Raw genomic sequence first — 23,052 nt, forward strand, 5'->3', positions numbered from 1 at the left:
CAAGGTTTCAGCGTTGCTGTTAGCGGCTACATTAACCATAGAGCGTATAACTGTCAACTTATCTTTATTGTGTAAACTTTTACTTACAGGTTGTGGTTATTGAATGATAAATAATCGATAATAAAGTCAATGCATAATATTCTATCTATGATTTCAGGTTAGGCATAAACTGTATTTAATAATCAAGTTTTTATAGGGAATAACAACCATGCTTAATATAGTGATGATCAGTACTGGTGAAGAAGTACTGTATGGTGATATTGCAGATACAAATGCTGCATGGTTATCAGCATTGTTTTTCGAGCAAGGTTTTGCAATGACACGCCGAGTGACGGTGGGTGATGATTATGAAGCATTGGCGAAAGAAATTGAGATGTGTAGTTTAAGTGCTGATATTGTGATCGTAAATGGTGGTTTAGGACCAACATCGGACGATTTGACAGCTGCATCTGCAGCAATGGCAGCTAATGTTGGACTTGAACAGTCCGACGCTTGGGTTGCTGAAATGACAACGAAATATCAGCAACTCGGGCGAGTAATGCCTGATGCGAACCTTAAACAGGCAATGCTACCTGAAGGTGCTAAATTAATTGATAATCCTGTCGGTACAGCTTGCGGTTTTATGATGCAATTAAATCGAGCATGGCTGTTTTTTACACCAGGAGTACCAAGTGAGTTTAAGGTCATGGTAAAGGATCAGATATTACCGCGGCTACAGACTATGTTTAATGTGGTAGATAGCAAGGTTTGCCATCGTCTTTATACTTATGGATTGTCAGAGTCTAGCATCAGTGATCTTTTTCAAGTATTGATATTGCCAGATGGATATAGCTTGGGCTATCGCTCATCGTTGCCTTTTATTGAAATTAAGTTATTTGCTCCTCAAAATGGCATACAAGTAACTGCGCTGTTATCACAAATGACAGCGTTACTTGGAGACAATATCGTTGGTGAAGGGGGTCCGTTACTCGAGACGATTGCGAGTTTATTACCTCAACAGGCGTCGTTAGCATTATCAGAACAAAGTTCTGGTGGGTTTGCGATTAATTGGCTTCAAGATGTACCAGCATTGAGCACAAAACTTGCTGTTAGTGAGGTTATGGCCGATAACATAGATGATCATGCTGAAGCGGAAGAATTATCAACATTAATTGCATTACGCGCTCAACGATTACATTTACATGCGCCAGCAACTTATACCCTAACAACCGGGCCGTCATCCACTGACGGTAGCTTTATGCTGGGTCTTACAACGCCTGATGGTTGCTGGTGTCAGCAGTTGGTTTTTAAACGTCAATACAACAATTATAATCGACGTTGGATTATAGCAACGGTTATGTTTGATATGTTACGCCGCCATTTACAAGATAAAGAAGTCTTTGGTTGTTATGAATCATTAGATCGTATCGCAACTGAGACTCTATAATTAAAAACGTTTCCAGCCACAGTATCGATGGCTTTTTTTTGTTATTTTGAATGCTGTATTATTGCGGAAATAAATGATAGTATTCAATTAAATTGATAGCTAATCATTGCTAGTACGATTGAAAATGTGCTAATCCCAATGATGAGTTTCTCAGCAATAAATAACCAAATTTCTGCAAATAAGCATATGTAAATTTAAGGAAAAATAATGGCTTTTAAATTAAAAAAAGTAGTATTAGCGACATCAGTAATTTTATCGGCGCTAATGCTACAAGCTTGTAATGATAATGAAGCAACAGTAAAGGCACCTCAGCAACCAGCTGCAGTCGTTAAAGCAGAGCAAGTCAATATGAAACCATTAGAAATCAGTGTTATCTATTTAGATCGCCGTATGTTGCCACCTGGTGCGGTGCTGAATGTTGCGCTTGAAGATGTATCTCTTGCAGATGCACCCTCTGTCACATTGAGTACTGAATCAATGGATATTGCCGGTGCACCACCTTATCCTGTTACGTTAAATTATGACGCAAATAAAATAAAAGCAAATCACCGCTATAATGTGCGTGCAACAGTGAAGGTCGACAATAAATTAATTATGACTTCAACGGCAACAATGGATCCATTTTCCGTTGATGCAAAACAGCCATTAGAAGTTAAACTAGATCGCGTTGCACCAGCTCAAAACACAACACCGCAAGCGGATCAACCAACACTTGCAGGCCCACAATGGCAATTAGTGACATTATCTGGTCAAACTGTACAACCTGGTGCTGGTGGTAATAATGCTTTTATTCAGTTTGATACAACAACAAATACAGTGAGTGGTTTTTCTGGCTGTAATAATTTCCATGGTACATTAACCGCGAAAACGTCATCAACGTTGACAGTAGGGCAAGCGGCATCAACACGTAAAATGTGTATGGAAGGAATGGAATTAGAACAAGCATTCCTAGCTGCATTACCTGAATTTGCAAGTTATAGTATTAATAATGATATATTAAGTGTCAAAGATAATAATGCTAACACGATTGCGACGTTTAAAATAAAATAAATTTTCAATAACAAATAAGCACAAGCGTAATAAAGATTTTTCTTTTTTACGCTTTTTTGCTTATTAGTCTTTGAATGATAAATAAAAAAGTAGTGACATAGTTTATATATTTAAAATGCGCAAAAAAAAGTTTATTTTTTCCATATGTGAAATTAAACATTCAAATATATCATTAACAAATAAACCGACATTAAAATTTTAAATTATACTTGTTTCGATATACGACAGTGATAAATAATTTTATCGGAATATTATCGTTATTAAAATAATTAATAAGGTAGTTTATGTTATGAGTGGAAACAGTAACAAAATGGGACTAATGGGGTTAACGACCATAGTTACCGTTAATATGATGGGTTCAGGAATAATATTATTACCCTCCAGTTTAGCTGCAACAGGAGGAATAGCATTACTTGCATGGGGTGTTACCGCAATAGGTGCATTGGCTATCGCTTATGCATTTGCTAAATGTGGCATGTATTGTAGTGACGATGGTGGTATGTCCGCCTATGCTGAAAAAGCACATGGTAAATCCAGTTTTTTTATTGCCTCTTATACTTATTATGTGTGTCTTGTTATTAGTGCTGTAGCTATTTCTGTTTCATGTGTCGGTTATTTAGAATATTTTATTCCGTGGTTAAAAGAAACGCCAATTCATACCTTTGTTGGCGTTATTGCTATCCTAATTATTACTATGTTCGCCAACGTGAAAGGCGCCAAAATAACCGGACAAATATCCACAATTACTGTGTGGGGTATTATAATTCCAGTACTTGGATTATCGATTATTGGTTGGTTTTGGTTTGATTCGAAAATTTTTGAAGAAGCATGGAATCCCCATGATATATCAGTTGGCAGCGCAATTTATTCTGGAATGGCATTAACATTATGGGCATTTTTAGGCATTGAGTCGGCGGGTGCTAACTCAGGTACAGTTGAAAACCCTAAACGAAATGTTCCTTTAGCTTGTATGTTAGCCACTATCTTCTCTGCTGCAACGTATATTGCTTCCACTACAGTTATTCAAGGCATTATTCCGAACGATATTTTAGCAAAATCTGATTCGCCATTTGGGCTGGTGTTTGCACAAATGTTTAGCCCATTAGTAGGGGAAATTATTACTGCAATGGCGATTATGGCTTGTGTGGGGTCGCTACTTGGGTGGCAATTTACCAATGCTCAGGTATCAAAAGTTGCCGCTGATATGCGTTTATTTCCCAAAGTTTTTGGTGATGTAAATAAATATGATGCGCCATTTAAAGGCATGATGATCATGTTAGCTTTTGAATTACTACTTGCAGTAATGACTATTTCTCCAACGTTATTAAAACAATTTAATGTATTAGTAAACTTAGCTGTATTTATTAATATGGTGCCTTATGTATTAGCGTTAACTGCTCTCGGAATAATTATGAGACAAAGTAACGTTAGTAAGAAAGAATATAACAACGGTATATTTATTGGTTCAATTGCCGTGTTATATAGTATTTATGGTGCATATTCTACCGGTGAGGAAGCGGTATTTTATGGCGCTATTATTACATTGGTCGGTTATTTCTTCTATGGGTTTATTGCTAGCCGTGAAGCTATTAATAATAAAGTGTCATCGTGAGTTGTATCGTAATAAGCGAAATATTAATTATTAGTCTGATATTAAAGGATTGTATATGTTGAATTATGGTAAACATATGAGAGTATTAATTTTTGATAACTCTCAAGCTACGGGAGTAGTTGCAAATGCTATTGACCGATTAGTTGAGCAATTTGAAGATGAATCAATTATTGTCGTCAAAGCATCTACTTATGATGATTGCTACTCAATGCTCAATGTTAATATGGCGATTGACTGCTTTATGTTGACCTCCAGTATGACGGGTCAACAACAAGAAGAGAATGATATGTTCTTTTCTCTAATTGATAAATTGAATCAACGCCAACAAGGCGTGCCTGTTTTTTTACTCGCAGAACGTAAAAAATGACCCTAACCGTTGATCGTCAGTTAATGTCATTAGTGAGTGAGTTTGCATGGATTTTAGAAGATACCTCTGATTTTATGGCTGGTCGCGCAATTGCAGCGATGCAACGTTATCGAGATCAACTATTACCGCCACTTGCTAATGCAATGATGAAATATGATAGTGTGCATGAGTATTCATGGGCAGCGCCAGGACACCAAGGTGGAGTGGGCTTTCTAAAAACACCAGAAGGTCAACGCTTCTATAATTATTACGGTGAAGGACTCTTTCGCTCTGATATGGGGATTGAGCGTGGTTCTTTAGGTTCATTACTTGATCATACTGGCGCCTTTGGTGAAAGTGAAGATTATGCCGCGAAAGTGTTTGGTGCTGATAGATCCTATTCATTAGTAACCGGTACTTCAGGGGCTAATCGTACCATCATGCAAATTTGTATGAGAGAAAACAACCTCGCTATTTGTGACCGAAATTGTCATAAATCGATAGAGCAGGGATTAATGTTAACCGGGGCATTGCCTGTTTATATGGTTCCAACCCGTAATCGTTACGGTATTATCGGGCCGATTTATCCAGATCAAATGTCGCCAGAAGGGTTAAAAAAATCAGCAGAAAGTAGTGAACTAACAAAAGCTCAAGCGGGCGGGCAGGCAACTTATGCAGTGGTAACAAACTGTACTTATGATGGCTTATGTTATAACGCTAAACGTGCTCAAGAGATTTTAAGTGAAAGTAGCAATCGTATTCACTTTGATGAAGCTTGGTATGGCTATGCTCGTTTTAATCCTATTTATACTGATCACTTTGCAATGCGTGGTGAGCCACAAGATACTCCTGATGATGGGCCAACAGTATTTGCCACCCATTCAACCCATAAATTATTAAATGCACTTTCTCAAGCATCATGGATTCATGTCCGTAATGGTAAAGATCATATTAACTTTGAGCGCTTTAATCAGTCGTATATGATGCATGCAACTACCTCACCTTTATATGCAATCAGTGTATCAAATGATATTGCAGTGTCACAAATGGCGGGTAACCGTGGTGAGTCATTAACCAATGAAGTAATCAAAGAAGCGGTCGATTATCGTCAAGCGATGGGGCGCTTACACCGTGAGTTTGTTGCGGATGGTGATTGGTTCTTTAAACCATGGAATGCGGAGTCTATTGTTGATCCTGATACTGGGATTGAATATGCATTTGAAGATGCGCCTGCTGAGTTATTAGCGACTAATCAAGATTTTTGGGTCATGAAACCTGGTGATAAATGGCATGGTTTTGATGATATCCCTAAAGATTGGTGTATGCTCGATCCAATTAAGGTCAGTATTTTAGCGCCAGGTATGGGTGATAACGGTAAGTTACTTGATACTGGTGTCCCTGCTGCATTAGTGACTCAATATCTTACTCGTTTTGGTATTGTTCCAACCCGTACCACAGACTTCCAAGTGATGTTCTTATTCTCAATGGGAATAACCAAGGGTAAGTGGGCAACGTTAGTTAATACCTTGCTCAGTTTTAAAACCCATTATGATAATAATACCCCATTGAGGTCGGTTCTACCTGATTTAGCGGCAAGCCATCCTCATGTGTATGGTGATCTAGGTTTGAAAGACTTAGGTGATAAGATGTTTAGTTACCTGAAAACCCATACGCCATCTGAAATGTTAAATGCTGCTTATTCAACCCTACCAAAGGCTGACATTACTCCTCGTGCTGCATTTGAAGCTATTGTGGCTGATAATGTAGAGATGGTGCCATCGAATAAACTACAAGGCCGTATTGCAGCTAATGCTGTTATTCCTTACCCACCAGGTATTCCGATGCTGATGTCTGGTGAGAATTTTGGTGATGCAAATAGTCCTCAAATTGGGTATTTACATAGCTTAGAGGTTTGGGATAAAGAATTCCCTGGTTTTGAGCATGAAACGGAAGGTACTGAAGTTGAAGATGGTGTTTATCACGTGATGTGTGTGAAGTAGTTAGACCGCTAACAGACAAACATATTAGCTCTTTATTGTTGATCTTGATTGAAATAATCAGATAGCACTAAAGAGCTATTTTAGTTTTAGTAGCTTGGTGTTCAGTATTGAGTTGATAATCAAAATGAACTTTAATATTTTGTTGTGGAATAGAACAACAGCTTAATATTTCATTTGGTGCAATAAAAGCGAGTGCATCTTGTTGAGTAACTGATCCTGAGATAAGTTTACATCGACAAGCGCCACAGATGCCATTGCGACATTGATATTCTGGCTTAATGCCAGCTTTCTCTAGTTGGGTTAATAAAGGTTCATGGCGATTGCCATAAACCTTAATACCATTAACCGTAAAGGTTAGTTGACTCACAATTCAAAATCACCAAGATCATCAGCACTAATATCATTGTCGATTTGACCAACAAGGTATGAACTGATTTCAGCTTCTTGAGGAGCAACTTGAACATTATCTGATGATAACCATGAGTTGATCCATGGAATTGGGTTTTGATTTGCACCATCATAAGCAGGACGTAGGCCGACAGCAACCATGCGCAAGTTAGTAATATATTCAACATATTGGCATAATATTTCTTTGTTGAGACCAATCATTGAACCATCTTTAAATAGGTATTCTGCCCATTCTTTTTCTTGCTCAGCCGCCGCTTTAAAGATACTGAAACATTCTTCTTCACATTCTGCTGCAATAAGCGCCATTTGTGGATCATCATGGCCATTACGTAACAGATTCAACATATGTTGAGTTCCCGTTAAATGTAATGCTTCATCACGTGCAATTAGCTTGATAATTTTAGCATTGCCTTCCATTAGCTCACGCTCAGCAAAAGCAAACGAACAAGCAAAGCTAACATAGAAACGAATCGCTTCTAATGCATTGACTGACATTAGGCATAAGTACAGTTTCTTTTTGATGTCATGTAAATCAACAGTGAAAGCAATGCCATCAGCAGAGTGTTGTCCTTCACCATAACGATGATAGTCATTGGTTGCTGTGATTAAATCATCATAGTATTTAGAGATGTCACCTGCACGCTTAATGATGTGTTCATTACGGACAATATCATCGAAAATAAGTGATGGGTTATTAACGATATTACGAATAATGTGCGTATAAGAGCGTGAATGGATCGTTTCTGAAAACGACCATGTTTCAATCCATGTTTCTAATTCTGGTAGTGAAACGATAGGCAATAATGCTACGTTTGGACTACGGCCTTGAATTGAATCAAGTAAAGTTTGATATTTTAAATTACTGATAAAAATATGCTTTTCATGATCTGGCAAGTTATTGTAATCAATGCGATCACCAGAGACATCCACTTCTTCTGGACGCCAAAAAAAGCTTAATTGCTTTTCAATCAATTTTTCGAAAATTTCAAATTTTTGTTGGTCATAACGGGCAACATTGACTGATTGACCAAAAAACATTGGTTCTTTAAGTTGGTCGTTGCTAGTTTGACAAAAAGTACTATAGGCCATGATATCCTCAAATCACAAGGGAGCCATAAGACTCCCTTTTGAATGCTTAAATTTTACAACTCGTACAATCATCGCCACTCAGGTCGCTTTGGCTATCAGATGCGCCATCTCGAGTGTTATGGTAGTACAGTGTCTTAACACCTAACTTATAAGCATTAAGCAGATCTTTTAGTAACAGCTTCATTGGAACTCTGCCACCAACTTGCTTGCTCGGATCGTAGTTAGTATTTGCCGAGATAGCCTGATCAATAAATTTCTGCATAATGCCAACAAGTTGTAGGTAGCCATCGTTGCTGCCAATATTCCAAAGTAACTCGTAGTTGTCTTTGTATTTAGCAAACTCAGGAACAACTTGCTTGAGGATACCATCTTTTGATGCCTTAACGGAAACGTATCCACGTGGTGGCTCAATACCATTGGTCGCATTTGAGATTTGCGATGATGTTTCTGATGGCATCAATGCTGATAATGTTGAGTTACGTAGACCGTGTGTTTTAATTTCTTCGCGTAAGGTTTCCCAATCGTAATGCAATTCAGCACTGCAAATATTATCGATATCTTTTTTGTAAGTATCGATTGGTAAAATACCTTGAGCATAGGTTGTCTCGTTAAATAACGGACATGGGCCTTGTTCTTTTGCCAAATTAACTGATGCTTTCAATAAGTAGTATTGAATTGCTTCAAAAGCTTCGTGAGTAAGGTTATTTGCACTTCCATCAGAATAACGCACACCATGTTTAGCAAGGTAATAAGCAAAGTTGATAACACCAACACCTAATGTACGACGGTTCATGGTCGAACGACGTGCAGCAGGTAATGGGTAATCTTGGTAATCTAATAATGCATCAAGTGCACGCACTGTTAGCTCAGCAAGTTCTTCTAAATCATCTAACGTATCAATTGCACCTAAGTTAAATGCAGATAACGTACATAATGCTATTTCACCGTCTTCATCTTCAACATTTCGTAATGGCTTGGTTGGTAGCGCAATCTCAAGACATAAGTTTGATTGACGAATCGGTGCAACAGCCGGATCAAACGGACTGTGGGTATTACAGTGGTCAACGTTTTGAATGTAGATACGACCAGTAGAAGCTCGCTCTTGCATTAGCAATGAGAATAGTTCAATCGCTTTAATCGATTGTTTCTTAATGCTTTCATCTTGCTCATACAAGTTATATAGACGTTCAAATTCTACCTGATCGGCAAAAAATGCATCATATAACCCTGGAACATCAGATGGAGAGAACAATGAGATGTTCTGACCTTTGATTAAGCGGGTGTACATTAATTTGTTAATTTGTACACCGTAATCCATATGACGAACACGGTTTTCTTCTACACCACGGTTGTTTTTAAGCACCAGTAGTGACTCAACTTCGCGGTGCCAAATAGGGTAGAATAATGTTGCTGCGCCACCACGAACACCGCCTTGAGAACAACATTTAACCGCTGTTTGGAAGTATTTATAGAATGGAATACAACCAGTATGGAAAGCTTCACCACCACGAATTTCAGAACCTAATGCACGGATTCGACCAGCGTTGATACCAATACCTGCGCGTTGTGAAACATAACGTACAATTGAGCTTGCTGTTGCGTTGATTGAATCAAGGCTATCATCACATTCGATCAATACACATGAGCTGAATTGACGTGTAGGTGTACGTACTCCTGACATGATCGGCGTTGGTAGTGAAATTTTGAACGTCGAAGATGCATCATAAAAACGTTTGATGTAATCGAGACGTGTTTCTTTTGGGTATTTATTAAATAGTGCTGCAGCAATTAATAAGTAAAGAAATTGTGCGCTCTCAAAGATTTCACCTGATACACGGTTTTGAACAAGGTATTTACCTTCAAGTTGCTTAACCGCAGCATAAGAGAAATTCATGTCGCGCCAGTGATCGATAAAGGTATCCATCACTGCAAATTCTTCTTCAGTGTAATCGTCTAGTAAGTGGCTATCATACTTACCTTTAGCTACTAAATTTGTAACATGGCTAAATAGCGTAGGTGGCTCAAATTGACCATAGGCTTTTTTACGAAGATGGAAAATTGCCAATCGAGCTGCAAGATATTGGTAATCAGGCGTTTCTTCTGAAATAAGATCAGCTGCCGCTTTGATGATAGTTTCGTGAATATCATCAGTACGAATACCGTCATAAAACTGGATGTGTGACTTTAGTTCGACTTGAGAGACCGATACATTTTCTAGGCCTTCAGCAGCCCAATCTATAACACGGTGAATCTTGTCGAGATCGATAAGTTCTTTACGACCGTCGCGCTTAGTAACTGTTAGTTGTTGAGTCATTTTTTGTTATTTTCCCAGTTTTCCTTGCGGATGATATTTTTTTGCACTTTATCTATTAGATTAGCAAAGAATGTGATCTTTATTATAAATACTGTTATTTAGCTAAAACACTATATGTTGGGGTCTTTAGCGAAAGTGTTTACAAGATAGTGGTGAATGCGTGGTTTTGCAAGATGGTATTTTTTGACCAGCTGTGGATAACATGGGGATTTCAATAAAAAGTTAGTACCAACTCACTGATGTAGCGAATAGCATCAAATAGATAGTAAAAATCAATGCTTTTTGAGTTATTTTTTTAGATAAATAAAATTTATTTTTATTGCTTTTTTGTCGCGAATTTGAGCTAAGTAAATGGTGGTTTTTTAACTAAAGAAAGTGTTAATAGCCCTTGATCTTACTGGTTTTTTTTGATTTAAAAATGTGAAATAGATTTGAGTTTGTTAGCAGTATGTTGCTAAAGGAGATAAAGTCATCTCCTTCAATATTCGTTTTAGGTTGACTACAATGGTTTGATGGTATGAACGATATAATTCACATCAACGTTATTACCCAGACTATAGCTGTTGGTGAGCGGATTGTAGTGAAGTCCAATAATGTGACGATCTTGCAGTGGTGTGCGATCAATCATGGCAATTAATTCGGATGGACGAATGAATTTTTGATGGTCATGTGTTCCTTTGGGGACTAACTTCATGACATATTCAGCACCAACGATGGCAAATAAATACGATTTAATATTACGATTCAATGTTGAGAAGAATACATGGCCACCAGGTTTAACCATTTTGGCACATGAAGCAATCACCGATGCAGGATCTGGAACATGCTCTAGCATTTCCATACATGTTACAACATCGTAAGTTTCATGGTGATGTTCTGCATGTTCTTCCGCTGTTGATTGAACATAATCAAGTTTCGTACCGGTCTCTAAAGCATGTAGTTTTGCCACCATTAGCGGCTCTTTTCCCATATCAAGGCCTGTAACATGCGCTCCTTCAATTGCCATGCTTTCGGCTAAAATGCCACCACCACAACCAACATCAAGTACTTTTTTGCCAAATAAGCCATTAGCATTATCAATGATGTAATTTAAGCGTAACGGATTAATTTGATGAAGTGGTTTAAATTCGCCTTCTAGATCCCACCAGCGTGAGGCTATTTGTTCAAATTTTTCGATTTCTGCAAGGTCAACATTGCGTGATTTGGTCATGTTTGTGGGGCCATTTTCCTTAATTGATACTCACTATTATGCGAAATAAAGCGCTAGTTGCAAAGGATAACTGTCATAAATGCTGATTGAGAAGAGGATATTGATAATAACAAAATTATATGGTCGCCAAGTACAATTATGCTACTTGGCGAAATGAAGTATTACTCATTAAAACTATTTATTGTAGTTGGAATAAATTCTGGCGTGAACATACCACCAAACAAAGTGGTAATAGCAAGAATGAGCATTAAGATATATTTACCAATAATGATTGATAGACCAATCATGTTAATAGCTGCATCCATTACTTTGTCCTCAGTAAGTTTATGCATTAATAAGTCTGGAATGTTTAATTTAACGTAGAGGTTATTTTAAACATCAATGTATTCGCTATTGTGAAAATATATCCGTTACCGCAATAGCAAATAGTTTATATAGTGTGTTCAATTATGATGATTGATAAATGGTCAAATGTCGCTTTTTTGATTTTATTTTGTTAATTTTAAGCCATTTCACCTATAAAACTGTGTTACCTCTTATTTTTACAAATGGTTACACACTCTGTAGGTTAAAGAGAGTAGTTTAGGTGGTCAGTATAATGAACAATAAATAAACAGTGGAGTGCGGTTAATCCACAGATGTGACGATGTTTGTTTCTGTTTTCTTTAAATTCCGCTAAATTACTCATAACATAAGTCGTGAAAGGTGGTCTATTTAGGCTGAAATATGCTATATTATTGCACCTTGCACGTATAAAAATACGACAGAAATTACCTGAGGGATATTGGCTCCATGAGCGATCTTGCAAAAGAGATCACGCCCATAAATATTGAAGAGGAGCTGAAAAGCTCTTATCTCGACTATGCGATGTCAGTTATCGTTGGTCGTGCTCTTCCTGATGTGCGTGATGGCCTTAAGCCTGTGCACCGCCGCGTTTTATTCGCGATGAATGTGCTAGGCAATGACTGGAATAAAGCATATAAGAAATCTGCCCGTGTGGTAGGTGATGTTATCGGTAAGTATCACCCACACGGTGATAGTGCTGTATACGATACTATTGTTCGTATGGCGCAGCCGTTCTCACTTCGTTACATGCTCGTAGATGGTCAAGGTAACTTCGGTTCAATCGATGGCGACTCTGCCGCTGCGATGCGTTATACCGAAGTCCGTATGTCTAAAATTGCCCATGAATTATTGGCTGATTTAGACAAAGAAACGGTTGACTACGTTCCTAACTATGATGGAACTGAGCAAATACCAGCAGTTTTACCAACAAAGATCCCGAACCTATTGGTGAACGGTTCTTCTGGTATTGCGGTAGGTATGGCAACGAATATACCACCCCATAACCTTGGCGAAGTGATTAACGGCTGTTTAGCGTACATCAATGATGAGAGCATCACTATTGATCAGCTAATGGAATATATTCCAGGCCCAGACTTCCCAACAGCTGCAATGATCAATGGCCGTAAAGGTATCGTTGACGCTTATCATACTGGTCGCGGTAAAGTTTACATGCGTGCCAAAGCTGAAATCGAAACTGAAAAGAATGGTCGCGAAACCATTATTGTTCATGAGATTCCATACCAAGTTAACAAAGCACGCTTAATTGAAAAAATTGCCGAGCTTGTTAAAGATAAGAAAGTTGAAGGTATCAGTGCACTACGTGATGAGTCGGATAAAGACGGCATGCGTATTGTTATCGAATGTAAGCGTGATGCGGTTGGTGAAGTTGTTCTAAACAATCTTTATGCTCAAACTCAATTACAAACTACATTTGGTATCAACATGGTTGCGCTTGATAATGGCCAACCTAAGATCTTTAACCTAAAAGAAATGATTAAGTGCTTCGTTAATCACCGTCGTGAAGTGGTGACTCGTCGTACTATTTACGAATTGCGCAAAGCGCGTGATCGTGCTCATATTCTTGAAGGTCTTGCTCTTGCACTAGCAAATATCGATGAAATCATTGAATTAATTCGTCAAACAAATACACCAGCAGAAGCTAAAGCAGCTTTAGTTGCTCGTGGTTGGCAGTTAGGTAACGTTGCAGCAATGCTTGAGCGTGCCGGTACTGATGCTGCGCGTCCTGATTGGCTAGAAGAGCAGTTTGGTATCCGTGACAATCAATACTATTTAACTGAGCAACAAGCACAAGCTATTCTTGACTTGCGCTTACATAAGTTAACTGGTCTTGAGCACGGTAAAATTCTTGAAGAATATAAGCAACTTCTTGAAGAAATCGCTGAGCTAATGTTCATTCTATCAAGCTCTGAGCGTTTGATGGAAGTGATCCGTGAAGAATTAGAGCTAGTGAAAGAACAGTTCAACGATGAACGTCGTACTGAAATCACAGCAGCAAGTAATGATATCGATTTAGAAGATCTGATCACTAAAGAAGACGTTGTTGTTACGCTTTCTCACGAAGGTTATGTTAAGTACCAAGTTTTGAGCGACTACGAAGCACAACGTCGTGGCGGTAAAGGTAAAGCAGCAACGCGCATGAAGGAAGAAGACTTCATTGAACGTTTGTTGGTTGCTAATACCCATGACACGATTCTATGTTTCTCTAGCCGCGGTCGTATGTACTGGCTGAAGGTATACCAATTACCATTAGCAAGCCGTACTGCACGTGGTAAGCCAATTGTGAATATTCTACCGCTTGAAGAAAATGAGCGTATTACCGCTATTCTTCCTGTACGTGAATACACTGAAGATAAATTTGTCTTCATGGCAACAGCTGATGGTACTGTTAAGAAAACACCATTAACTGACTTCAGTCGTCCTCGTAGTGCCGGTATTATTGCGGTTAATCTACGTGAAGGCGATTCATTGATCGGTGTTGACGTAACTGACGGCGATTGCGATATCATGCTGTTCTCAGCATTTGGTAAAGTGGTTCGTTTCTACGAAAGCCCTGTGATTGATGCTGAAGGCAACGCGAAAGGCGGTGTTCGTGGCATGGGTCGTACAGCAGCTGGTGTTCGTGGTATCAAACTTGCTGAAGGCGATAAAGTTGTCTCGTTAATTGTTCCACACAATGAAGGCGATATTCTTACAGTAACTGAAAATGGTTACGGTAAGCGTACTGAGCTTGCAGAGTACCCGGCGAAAAGCCGTGCAACGCAAGGTGTGGTATCAATTAAAGTCTCTGAGCGTAATGGTAGCGTAGTTGGTGCTGTTCAAGCTGAAGACGGCGATGAGTTTATGATGATCACCAACGGTGGCACACTGGTTCGTACTCGTGTTGCTGAAGTTAGCCGTGTTGGTCGTAATACTCAAGGTGTGACGCTTATTCGTACTGCCGAAGACGAAAAAGTTGTTGGCCTACAACGTATTGATGAGCCTGCTGAAGTAGAATTAATTGAAGATGCAGAATTAGTTGATGGTGAAGCTGTTGCAAATACAGAACAATCAGCAACAGACGCAGAATCAGGTGATTCAACCGAGCAAGAATAAGCCTTATAGTGCTTTATTCTAAATAAAACGCAGCCATTAAGCTGCGTTTTTTTATATTAATATTTGTAAGCTAAGGAATCTTGAATTAAACCTTTAAAGTTGCACAATAAAGGTGTAAAAATAAATAAATGATCTCTATCACAATGTTGAGATTTATTGTTAATGTCTGTTTTGTAACGCTAAAAGCAGTATCACGCATGGTGTTATTAGCTTTATGAAGTAGTCACTTTTTATTTTGTAACTCGAGCAGGAGCAAGTATAACATTATGGATAAGGTTTATAATTTTTGTGCCGGACCGGCAATGATCCCCGCTGATGTGATGGCGCAAGCCCAGCAAGAATTTATCAATTGGCAGGGTTTAGGCACTTCCGTTATGGAAATAAGCCATCGTAGTAAAGAATTTCTTGCGGTTGCCGCTCAGTCAGAACAGGATTTACGTGATTTACTAAATATACCCGCTAATTACCATGTGCTGTTTTGTCATGGTGGTGCGCGAGGTCAGTTTGCTGCTGTTCCTCTCAATTTATTGGGCGATGCTGTAACTGCCGATTATATGGATGGTGGCTTTTGGGCACACAGTGCTATTGAAGAAGCATCGAAATATTGCCAACCAAACAGTGTTGATATTACGTACGTTAAAGACGGTAAAAAGGCTATTTTACCTGCCAGTGAGTGGACGCTTTCAGAAGATGCAGCCTTTGTGCACTTTTGTCCTAATGAAACCATTGATGGCATTGAAATCCGTGACTTACCTATTACAGATAAACCTATTGTCGCTGATATGTCTTCCACTATTTTATCACGTCAGATTGATGTGTCTAAATATGGTGTGATTTATGCGGGCGCTCAAAAAAATATCGGCCCAGCGGGATTAACGATTGTTATTGTGCGTGATGACTTATTAGGTAAAGCAAAATCAATAGTACCGAGTATTTTAGACTATACAGTTTTAGTTGATAAAGAGTCGATGTTTAATACTCCACCTACCTTTGCATGGTATTTAGCTGGTGAAGTGTTTAAATGGCTTAAAGGTGTTGGTGGTGTTGCTGCAATGGAGCAGCGTAATTTAGCAAAAGCAAAATTATTGTATGATTTTATCGATCATTCTGATTTCTATATTAATGACATCCATGCCGATAACCGCTCAGTGATGAATGTGCCATTCCAATTGAAAAATCCTGAACTTGATAATGCCTTTTTAGACCAAGCAGAAATGGCAGGGTTAAAAGCATTAAAAGGTCATCGTGTTGTAGGTGGTATGCGTGCCTCTATTTATAATGCGATGCCACTTGAAGGTGTACAAGCGTTAGTTGACTTTATGCTAATGTTTGAAAAAAATAACGCCTAATTACAAGAAAGGTTTTGATTATCATTAATAAAAACACACACTACTAGTGTGTGTTTTTTTATAAAAAGAAAGTCAATAATATCTAGTTACAATGTTTTTGATTGAGCATTACTATTTGCTATATATAATCTAGTATCTATCTCTCTTGTAATGTGGATGTATGCGTAAGTGCTCAGTATTAAAATCATACTATAACGAATATGTTCGTGATATTTCAGTGGTATTTTTATTATTACTGCCTCTCATTATTTGTAATGCAATTACGTTATTTGTTGGACATGCTTTTAATTGGATGATATTTACCGATTTAGCCAGTATATTCTTTTATTTATCTAATTTATTAATTGGTATTTACCCGATAGCTTTATGTTTGATTACTAGTTATTATATTGCGACAAAGCATGGCGTAAATGCAATGGTGGTTGTACCATATTCATTATTACTCTTCATTGCAGTATCAGTGCCTAATTTATTAGTCTCAGCACAGACTGGATTACCTAATAATCCGTTGATTGCATTACTGGCAGCGATGATTTCTGCAATTTGCTGTATTTCTTTTCGTCTTTTCCCATTAGACCCATCTCGAATTGACTTTGTAAGTACGCTTTATAAGCATGTATTACACTTTTTTTGTTTTCTTCTTTTAACTGTTTGTTTGGCAAAATTCACTACGATTATTATCGAATTAAGTAAAGAAGTTCGACATGATATATCCCTTAATCCATTGACATTTTATGGTGGTTTAGCCTATCAATTTTTTTTAGGGTTATTAGGGGCTATTGGTATAAATGGGCATAACTTTCTATTTAGAGCAAAACAGCAGTTATTTGAAAATACTCAGCAAAATATTGCAGATTGGCAAGCTGGAGACGCTGCTTTAAATATTCTTGGGCAGGGGTTTTATGATGCTTTTTTATCTATGGGTGGTTCAGGTAATACCATAAGCTTATTACTTTGCGTGTTATTCTTTTCAAAAGAAAGACGACATATTACATTAGCGTTATCGGCATTACCGTTAGTTATTTTTAATATAAATGAACTATTGCTATTTGGTTTACCTATTATTTTTAATCCTATATTAATTGTACCCTTTGTGGTGGTACCGTTAGTGAGTTTTGTGGTTGTGTATAGTGCAATGACGATTGGATTGGTAAATCCAGTGAGTACTATTGTTGATTGGATGACGCCGCCATTTATTAGTGGCTATATTGCTACCCAACATAGTTTTTCTGGTGTGGTATTACAGCTGGTGGTAGTTATTATTGGTATTGCTATTTATCGACCATTTTACCTTCATTTCGTCGGCCGAAGCGAAAGTAATAATATGGCAATAAGTCGACAACATGAACTAGGTCGTAGTACATTAAAATCATTTTTAGGTGATGTTACCCAAGCAATGAGTAGCTATGTAAGTAAGCATGATATTAGTCGTCGTGTAAGTCGAATGCTGAGTCACGGTGAATTTGTAATGTATTATCAACCACAAATTCATTTGAAGAATAAGCTTGGTTTATCTTTTGAATCACTGATACGTTATAAAGGTTCTGATGGAAAACTATTGCCGCCATTCTTCATTCAAGATTTTCAGCAATTAGGTGCGATGAAACAGCTTGATCAAATGGTAATTGATTTAGTGTTGGCTGATATGCAAAAAATGTTATTAACACCCAATTGTAACGTCGCTATTAATATCTCAACGGAAACCATTTCAGATAAAAATGTGGTTGCATATATTGTTGAACGTTTAAGCTTTTATAATATTTCACCATTACATTTAGAAATAGAGATCACAGAAGAAGCTATCATTGATAATGATAAACAAGTCTCTGAAAATATAGCGGTATTGCAAGCGTTAGGTATAACAATTGCTATTGATGATTTTGGTTCAGGCTATGCTTCTTTTCCTCATTTACTCAAGTTTAACTTTGATAAAGTTAAGTTAGATCGTTCATTATTATTTAATATTGACAATGAACGAGAGAAAAATTTATATCAATTATTAGCCAAAATTAGTGAAGTCACCGGCTGTGTCTTGGTTGCAGAAGGTGTTGAAACTCAAGCTGAAAAGCAATTTGTGCAACAGTGCGGTATTGATATCTGCCAAGGTTTTTATTTTGCTAAGCCGATGCCACTTAATGATGCGTTAATGTGGGCGAAAACAGTTGCAACTACGAAATATAGCGATGATATTTCTGTGTGATTTTTGAAATGTAATATTTCATTTGTTTAGTGTCGTTTTTACTTTATGGGGGGAAATAAAGAGTAGGATCACTAACACTCTTTCACGATATAAGAATGTTATGGATCCACTTATCTTTTTTGTTTGTTTATTGGTTTTTATTGGTGGATGTTTTATCCAAAGTACGCTTGGATTTGGTATGGGAGTCGTTGCCGGGCCATTTATTCTTTTGCTTGAGCCACGGTTAATGCCGAGTGCAATTGTTGTTATCGGTATGTTTATGTCTGCAATTGTGTGGTATCAGTATCGACATGCCTTATCGCTGCGTTTTTTAATTTTTGCTTTTCTAGGGCGATTACCGGGAACACTTATTGCTGCTTATGTTCTAATGGTGATCACCGCTGATCAATTAGAAATCATGCTGGGAGTTACAGTTTTAGCGGCTGTAATATTAAGTTTAGCAAAATTACGTCTAGCACCAACCTCAGTCAATTTATTTATTGGTGGTTTAATTTCAGGTGTAACTGGCACCGCGACCGGTATTGGCGGTCCACCCGTTGCTTTATTGATGCAGAATGAAGAGCCAGACACTATTCGAGCTAATTTAGCGGCTTTTTTCTGTTTAACCAATATTATTTCATTGATTGCGTTGCATTATTCTGGACGGTTTACGATGGCTGATTTTACCAGCATCGTTTGGCTATTACCTGCACCTATTATTGCGAGTATTATTGCGTATCGTGTTCGACATAAAATTAAAAAGCAGATGATGCAATATGGAGTATTAGTATTATGTTCTTTATCTGCGGTGGTTTCATTATCACAAGGTTTACATGTTTTTAGTTAGAACAATAACAGCTTATATTGATCACTAAGCTGTTATTGAACGTATAAAAATTAACGATCTTATTGTTGAGGGTAAATTAATTTATCGGTATCAAACCCTACTTGTTTAGCGAGGGTAAGATATTTATTAAGCACTTTTGGTGAGAGGGTTTTGTCGCGCGCTAAAACCCATAAATAGTCATAATTATAACTACTAACTAATGCTGCAGAATAATCCTTTTCAAGCGCAAAGATAATATAGCTGCCATAAAAGGGCCCAAAGAAGGACACTTTTAGATGGCCAATATTGGGCTGCCCGACAAATTTTGCTTTGCCCTGTGCTTGTTGCCATTGCTGGTCGGTAATATTAAAGCCACGATTAATTACTTTAATACTCTTGTCTGGATTTAAACTATAAGTGGCCGTTACCTGATCTAAACTGCGTTCAAAGCTGTGATCTAATCTTGCTATTTCATACCATTGGCCTAAATAGCGATTTACATCAAAATGTGTAATAGGTTCAACGTTATTAGGCTTACCGGTTGTGCAGCCAGATAGTAAACTCAAGCAACAAATACAATAAAACCATTTGATATAAGTAGGCATCCATTATTCCTTAACTTATGATTGTGGATGTGAAAAAGTAACCTCAGCGGTAAAAGTAACCTCATTATCACTAATAGTGAATGGCCATTGCATACGCTCACAAATACGTTGCACAATAACTAATCCACACCCATAACCTTGGTTATAAATCTCATTACCATCATGGCGATTGATGATCGTTAAGTGATTATGGGTCAATTTTATTTCTATATCTCCAATACTGTAGCTAAATGCATTTTTGATTAGATTGTTAATAATAATAGTAATAAAACTGAGTGGCGCATTAATTGTTGCGGCGTGATTAATTTCAAGATAGTAGCTTGCGTCTTGTTTAGCAAATAAAGGTTCCATAACCACTAATTGCTGATGAAGATGATCGGCTAGATTACATTGGCTAAAATGATGATTCTCAATCGATTCTTTACCTAATAATAGAAACGTTTCAGTTAAGATCCGCATATCATCACTGGCTTGCTGTAATCGATTAATGGCTTTTTTAGCTACATTTGGTTGGTTGGGGACTTTATTCAGTAAATCTGCTGAGCCTTGAATAATCATAATTGGTGTACGTAATTCGTGGGATGCAAAACGGCTAAATTCTTTTTCACGTTGAAAAAATCTAGCAATATTATTTTTACTATCAAGTAATGCTTGTTCGATTTCACGTGTTTCACTGTATTGTGTTTCAACCTCAAAAGAGGCTTGATCCGGTGGCATTTGTCGAATTTTCTGATCTATTTTCGCTAATGGTTGCGATAAAGAACGTACAAAATAAAAGCTGTATCCACCCATAATTAACGATAGTAATAACCCAAAAATAAACGTGAAATAATGGAGACTATCTTCATAATCATCAAGGTAATCATCAGCATCATCTTGATAGATGACATACATTAACCCTCTTCCTGATGGATGATCAAACACTAAAAAATGTTTATCCTCAGTGCCGCGAAGATGCTCAAAAAAACCGGGTTGATTATATTTTTTTAGCCAATTTGGTAATGATTTTTCACTCCAATAACTTTTAAACTCACTGTTATTAGGCAGGGGAGCGTTATCACCCATTTCTTTATAGTCGATAACATATTGGCTTGATTCTTTGTCTAACCAATGATGAAGGCTAATCACTTCTAATTGGTTTTCTGCGATATAAATAACAACCCAGAATAGAACAAACATGCCAAATGTCATTAATCCAAAGCTTAAACCGACTTTACGGTAAATACTGGGAAAATTATGCTGCTTTGATGCGGTAACCTTGTCCATGAATCGTCTCTAATCGTGAAGCGGCAAAATCTTTATCAATCGCATTTCGTAACCCATAGATATGGCTACGCAGGGCATCACTAGATGGGGACTCCTCGCCCCAAACCGCATCTATTACTTGCTGGCGACTAACAATGTTGGGGGCATGATGTAGTAATACTTTGAGTATTTTAAATTGAATACGACTTAACTTGATGATTTTCCCATCGCGACTGACTTCATCACTGCGGTTATTCATTATGATATCAGCAAATTTTAATAGGCCAATATCTTGTCTTGGGCCTCTATTCGCTAAAGCATATAAGCGTAAGCATAGCTCTTCCATTGCAAACGGTTTTAATAAGTAATCATCACCACCGGCTTTAAATGCAGCAACTTTATCTTCAAGAGTATCTTTAGCGGTTAAGAACAAAATTGGAGTACCACAATAAAGATCATTACGGATTTTTTGAACTGCAGCAATACCATCTATTTTAGGCATCATGATATCCATGATGATGACGTCATAATGGTTATTTTCAATAAAAGTGAGTGCTGCTTGGCCATGATAAGCACAATCAGCAGTTATACCTTCTAGCTCTAAGTAATCAGCAATCGTTTCAACAATCTGATGATTATCATCAACAATAAGAATTTTCATTTTTTCTATTTCGCTCTTCACGAATACTTCACGTTTGGGGCAGTAGTATACGCGCCAATAAAACAATATTCATAATTTGTGTATTAAAAAGGTTATATTCATGAAGAAAATCACATTAGCTACATTGATTGGTCTCGTTCTTACTGGTTGTGGCGGCGGAGGCGGTGATGATAGTACAGCACCTCAACCACCTGTTGAGACAAAGCCACAAGCTGTTCAAGGTACAATTAATGCCGTTAATGTTGGCGCTAATACGATAGAAGTTAATGGTCACAGTTATAACGTAGCGTCAGTAGCGTATGGTACAGATACCCAGTTTACAATTAATGATCTTCAACAAGACATGATGGTTGCTGTTTCTACTTCATCAAAAGCTGGTGCTTTAGTTCAATTAGAGCCAACGATGGTGGGTATGATTACCTCAATAAGTTCTGACCGTTTAACATTTGTAGTTAATGGCGCAACATTAACATTTAGCATTGACCAAAACATTGACGTTGGCGATTGGGTGATGGTGTCATCGCTACCACAAGCAACTGACGCTGGCCTTGGCTATAAAGTACTTTCAGTAGTGAAATTTGAGCATGAGGGTATTGTTGGTCAGTATGAAGTTGAAGGGCGCTTATCTGCACTAGATCCGAACGTTAAATCATTTGTATTAGGTGCTGCAACTAACGTTGATTATAGCGATGCCGTCATTGAAGATAATTCGAAATTGCAAAATGGTCAGTGGGTTGAAGTAAAAGGTCAAATGAGTGGTAACACCTTTAATGCCGCGGAAGTTGAAGTCGAAACCTATGATGATTTTGATAATGACAATGAAATTGAAGGTGTTGTAACCTGGGTTAGCCGTGATAAAAGTCAGTTTGAGTTAAATGCCCGTGGTCGATTTATGGTGACAGGAGTAACTCGCTTTGAAGATGGCACTAAAGCTAACTTAAATGTTGGAGTGAGGATTGAAGTTACAGCACTGAACGGCATCGCGCGCGAGATTGAATTTGAAAATGATTTCGATGGTGATTTTGGCGACTCTTGGCATGAATTTGAATACAAAGGTATTGCATCAAGCGTCGATAGTGAAGGTATGTTTACTATTGGTTTAAATCAACGAAAGATCTATATTGATGCTTACACTGAGTTTGATGATGGTTTAAATAAAGATAATATCGGTGGCTTCCGTGTTGAAGTTGAGGGTGTGATCATTAACGGTAAAAACGTCGCGCGTGAAATCGAGCGTGAAGACGATTAACTAAACCGTAATCATCGCTACAAA

General features: G+C 37.7%; 16 protein-coding genes and 1 pseudogene. 9 read left to right on the forward strand and 8 right to left on the reverse strand.

Annotated elements, in window-relative coordinates:
- Window positions 1-208 precede the first annotated feature (208 nt).
- The 4 genes and pseudogenes from BTN98_RS03380 (at window position 209) to adiA (ending at window position 6,434) form a co-directional block, all read left to right on the forward strand.
- The gene (locus BTN98_RS03380; protein ID WP_060996617.1) at window positions 209-1,426 is read left to right on the forward strand and encodes a CinA family nicotinamide mononucleotide deamidase-related protein; all 1,218 of its coding nucleotides are present in this window, start codon (window positions 209-211) and stop codon (window positions 1,424-1,426) included.
- A 207-nt stretch (window positions 1,427-1,633) separates the two neighbouring features.
- The gene (locus BTN98_RS03385) at window positions 1,634-2,476 is read left to right on the forward strand and encodes an META domain-containing protein (protein WP_060996616.1); all 843 of its coding nucleotides are present in this window, start codon (window positions 1,634-1,636) and stop codon (window positions 2,474-2,476) included.
- 289 nt (window positions 2,477-2,765) lie between these two features.
- Window positions 2,766-4,088 (forward strand): putrescine-ornithine antiporter, encoded by a 1,323-nt coding sequence (gene potE, locus BTN98_RS03390; protein WP_060996615.1) that lies wholly within the window; start codon window positions 2,766-2,768, stop codon window positions 4,086-4,088.
- A gap of 55 nt (window positions 4,089-4,143) precedes the next feature.
- Window positions 4,144-6,434: pseudogene (gene adiA / locus BTN98_RS03395) on the forward strand (arginine decarboxylase).
- A 67-nt stretch (window positions 6,435-6,501) separates the two neighbouring features.
- Here the strand turns inward: adiA and yfaE are convergent.
- The 5 genes from yfaE to BTN98_RS20245 all read right to left on the reverse strand — a co-directional run bounded on the left by yfaE (window position 6,502) and on the right by BTN98_RS20245 (window position 11,760).
- Window positions 6,502-6,801 carry a class I ribonucleotide reductase maintenance protein YfaE gene (gene yfaE / locus BTN98_RS03400; protein WP_060996613.1) on the reverse strand — a complete coding sequence of 100 codons (300 nt, stop codon included), beginning with the start codon at window positions 6,799-6,801 and terminating at the stop codon, window positions 6,502-6,504.
- The gene (nrdB, locus tag BTN98_RS03405; protein ID WP_060996612.1) at window positions 6,798-7,931 is read right to left on the reverse strand and encodes a class Ia ribonucleoside-diphosphate reductase subunit beta; all 1,134 of its coding nucleotides are present in this window, start codon (window positions 7,929-7,931) and stop codon (window positions 6,798-6,800) included. Before nrdB ends, yfaE begins: the two co-directional genes overlap by 4 nt.
- Window positions 7,932-7,977: 46 nt before the next feature.
- Window positions 7,978-10,245, reverse strand: a complete 2,268-nt coding sequence (nrdA, locus tag BTN98_RS03410; RefSeq protein ID WP_060996611.1) for a class 1a ribonucleoside-diphosphate reductase subunit alpha — start codon at window positions 10,243-10,245, stop codon at window positions 7,978-7,980.
- Window positions 10,246-10,744: 499 nt separating this feature from the next.
- Complete coding sequence (ubiG, locus tag BTN98_RS03415) at window positions 10,745-11,455, reverse strand: bifunctional 2-polyprenyl-6-hydroxyphenol methylase/3-demethylubiquinol 3-O-methyltransferase UbiG (protein ID WP_060996610.1); 711 nt, start codon at window positions 11,453-11,455, stop codon at window positions 10,745-10,747.
- Window positions 11,456-11,616: 161 nt separating this feature from the next.
- Window positions 11,617-11,760, reverse strand: coding sequence for a hypothetical protein (locus BTN98_RS20245; RefSeq protein WP_162840638.1), 144 nt, complete (start codon window positions 11,758-11,760; stop codon window positions 11,617-11,619).
- 487 nt (window positions 11,761-12,247) lie between these two features.
- Between BTN98_RS20245 and gyrA the strand changes: the two genes are divergently transcribed.
- From gyrA to BTN98_RS03435, 4 genes are all read left to right on the forward strand, one after another.
- Window positions 12,248-14,914 carry a DNA topoisomerase (ATP-hydrolyzing) subunit A gene (gyrA, locus tag BTN98_RS03420; RefSeq protein ID WP_060996609.1) on the forward strand — a complete coding sequence of 889 codons (2,667 nt, stop codon included), beginning with the start codon at window positions 12,248-12,250 and terminating at the stop codon, window positions 14,912-14,914.
- 266 nt (window positions 14,915-15,180) lie between these two features.
- On the forward strand, window positions 15,181-16,263 hold the full coding sequence (gene serC / locus BTN98_RS03425; RefSeq protein WP_060996608.1) for a 3-phosphoserine/phosphohydroxythreonine transaminase: 1,083 nt from the start codon (window positions 15,181-15,183) through the stop codon (window positions 16,261-16,263).
- Window positions 16,264-16,423: 160 nt separating this feature from the next.
- Window positions 16,424-18,463 (forward strand): EAL domain-containing protein, encoded by a 2,040-nt coding sequence (locus BTN98_RS03430; RefSeq protein ID WP_060996607.1) that lies wholly within the window; start codon window positions 16,424-16,426, stop codon window positions 18,461-18,463.
- 100 nt (window positions 18,464-18,563) lie between these two features.
- Window positions 18,564-19,289: a sulfite exporter TauE/SafE family protein gene (locus BTN98_RS03435; protein ID WP_060996606.1), complete on the forward strand. Its 726-nt coding sequence runs from the start codon at window positions 18,564-18,566 to the stop codon at window positions 19,287-19,289.
- Window positions 19,290-19,348: 59 nt separating this feature from the next.
- Here the strand turns inward: BTN98_RS03435 and BTN98_RS03440 are convergent, their stop codons facing one another.
- Genes BTN98_RS03440 through BTN98_RS03450 form a run of 3 tightly spaced genes read right to left on the reverse strand, consistent with a single transcriptional unit; the run spans window position 19,349 to window position 21,779 of the window.
- Window positions 19,349-19,873, reverse strand: coding sequence for a lipocalin family protein (locus BTN98_RS03440; RefSeq protein ID WP_060996605.1), 525 nt, complete (start codon window positions 19,871-19,873; stop codon window positions 19,349-19,351).
- 15 nt (window positions 19,874-19,888) lie between these two features.
- Window positions 19,889-21,139, reverse strand: a complete 1,251-nt coding sequence (locus tag BTN98_RS03445; protein WP_060996604.1) for a sensor histidine kinase — start codon at window positions 21,137-21,139, stop codon at window positions 19,889-19,891.
- A complete protein-coding gene (locus BTN98_RS03450; RefSeq protein ID WP_060996603.1) occupies window positions 21,108-21,779 on the reverse strand; it encodes a response regulator transcription factor in 672 nt (223 codons plus the stop codon). The genes BTN98_RS03445 and BTN98_RS03450 overlap by 32 nt, the downstream gene beginning before the upstream one ends.
- Before the next feature lie 100 nt (window positions 21,780-21,879).
- Here BTN98_RS03450 and BTN98_RS03455 point away from each other — a divergent pair, with 100 nt between their 5' ends.
- Window positions 21,880-23,028: a DUF5666 domain-containing protein gene (locus tag BTN98_RS03455; RefSeq protein ID WP_060996602.1), complete on the forward strand. Its 1,149-nt coding sequence runs from the start codon at window positions 21,880-21,882 to the stop codon at window positions 23,026-23,028.
- Window positions 23,029-23,052: the final 24 nt, after the last annotated feature.

Origin of the sequence: Photobacterium aquimaris (genome assembly GCF_002954455.1) — a bacterium.
In the GTDB taxonomy this organism is placed as follows: domain Bacteria; phylum Pseudomonadota; class Gammaproteobacteria; order Enterobacterales; family Vibrionaceae; genus Photobacterium; species Photobacterium aquimaris.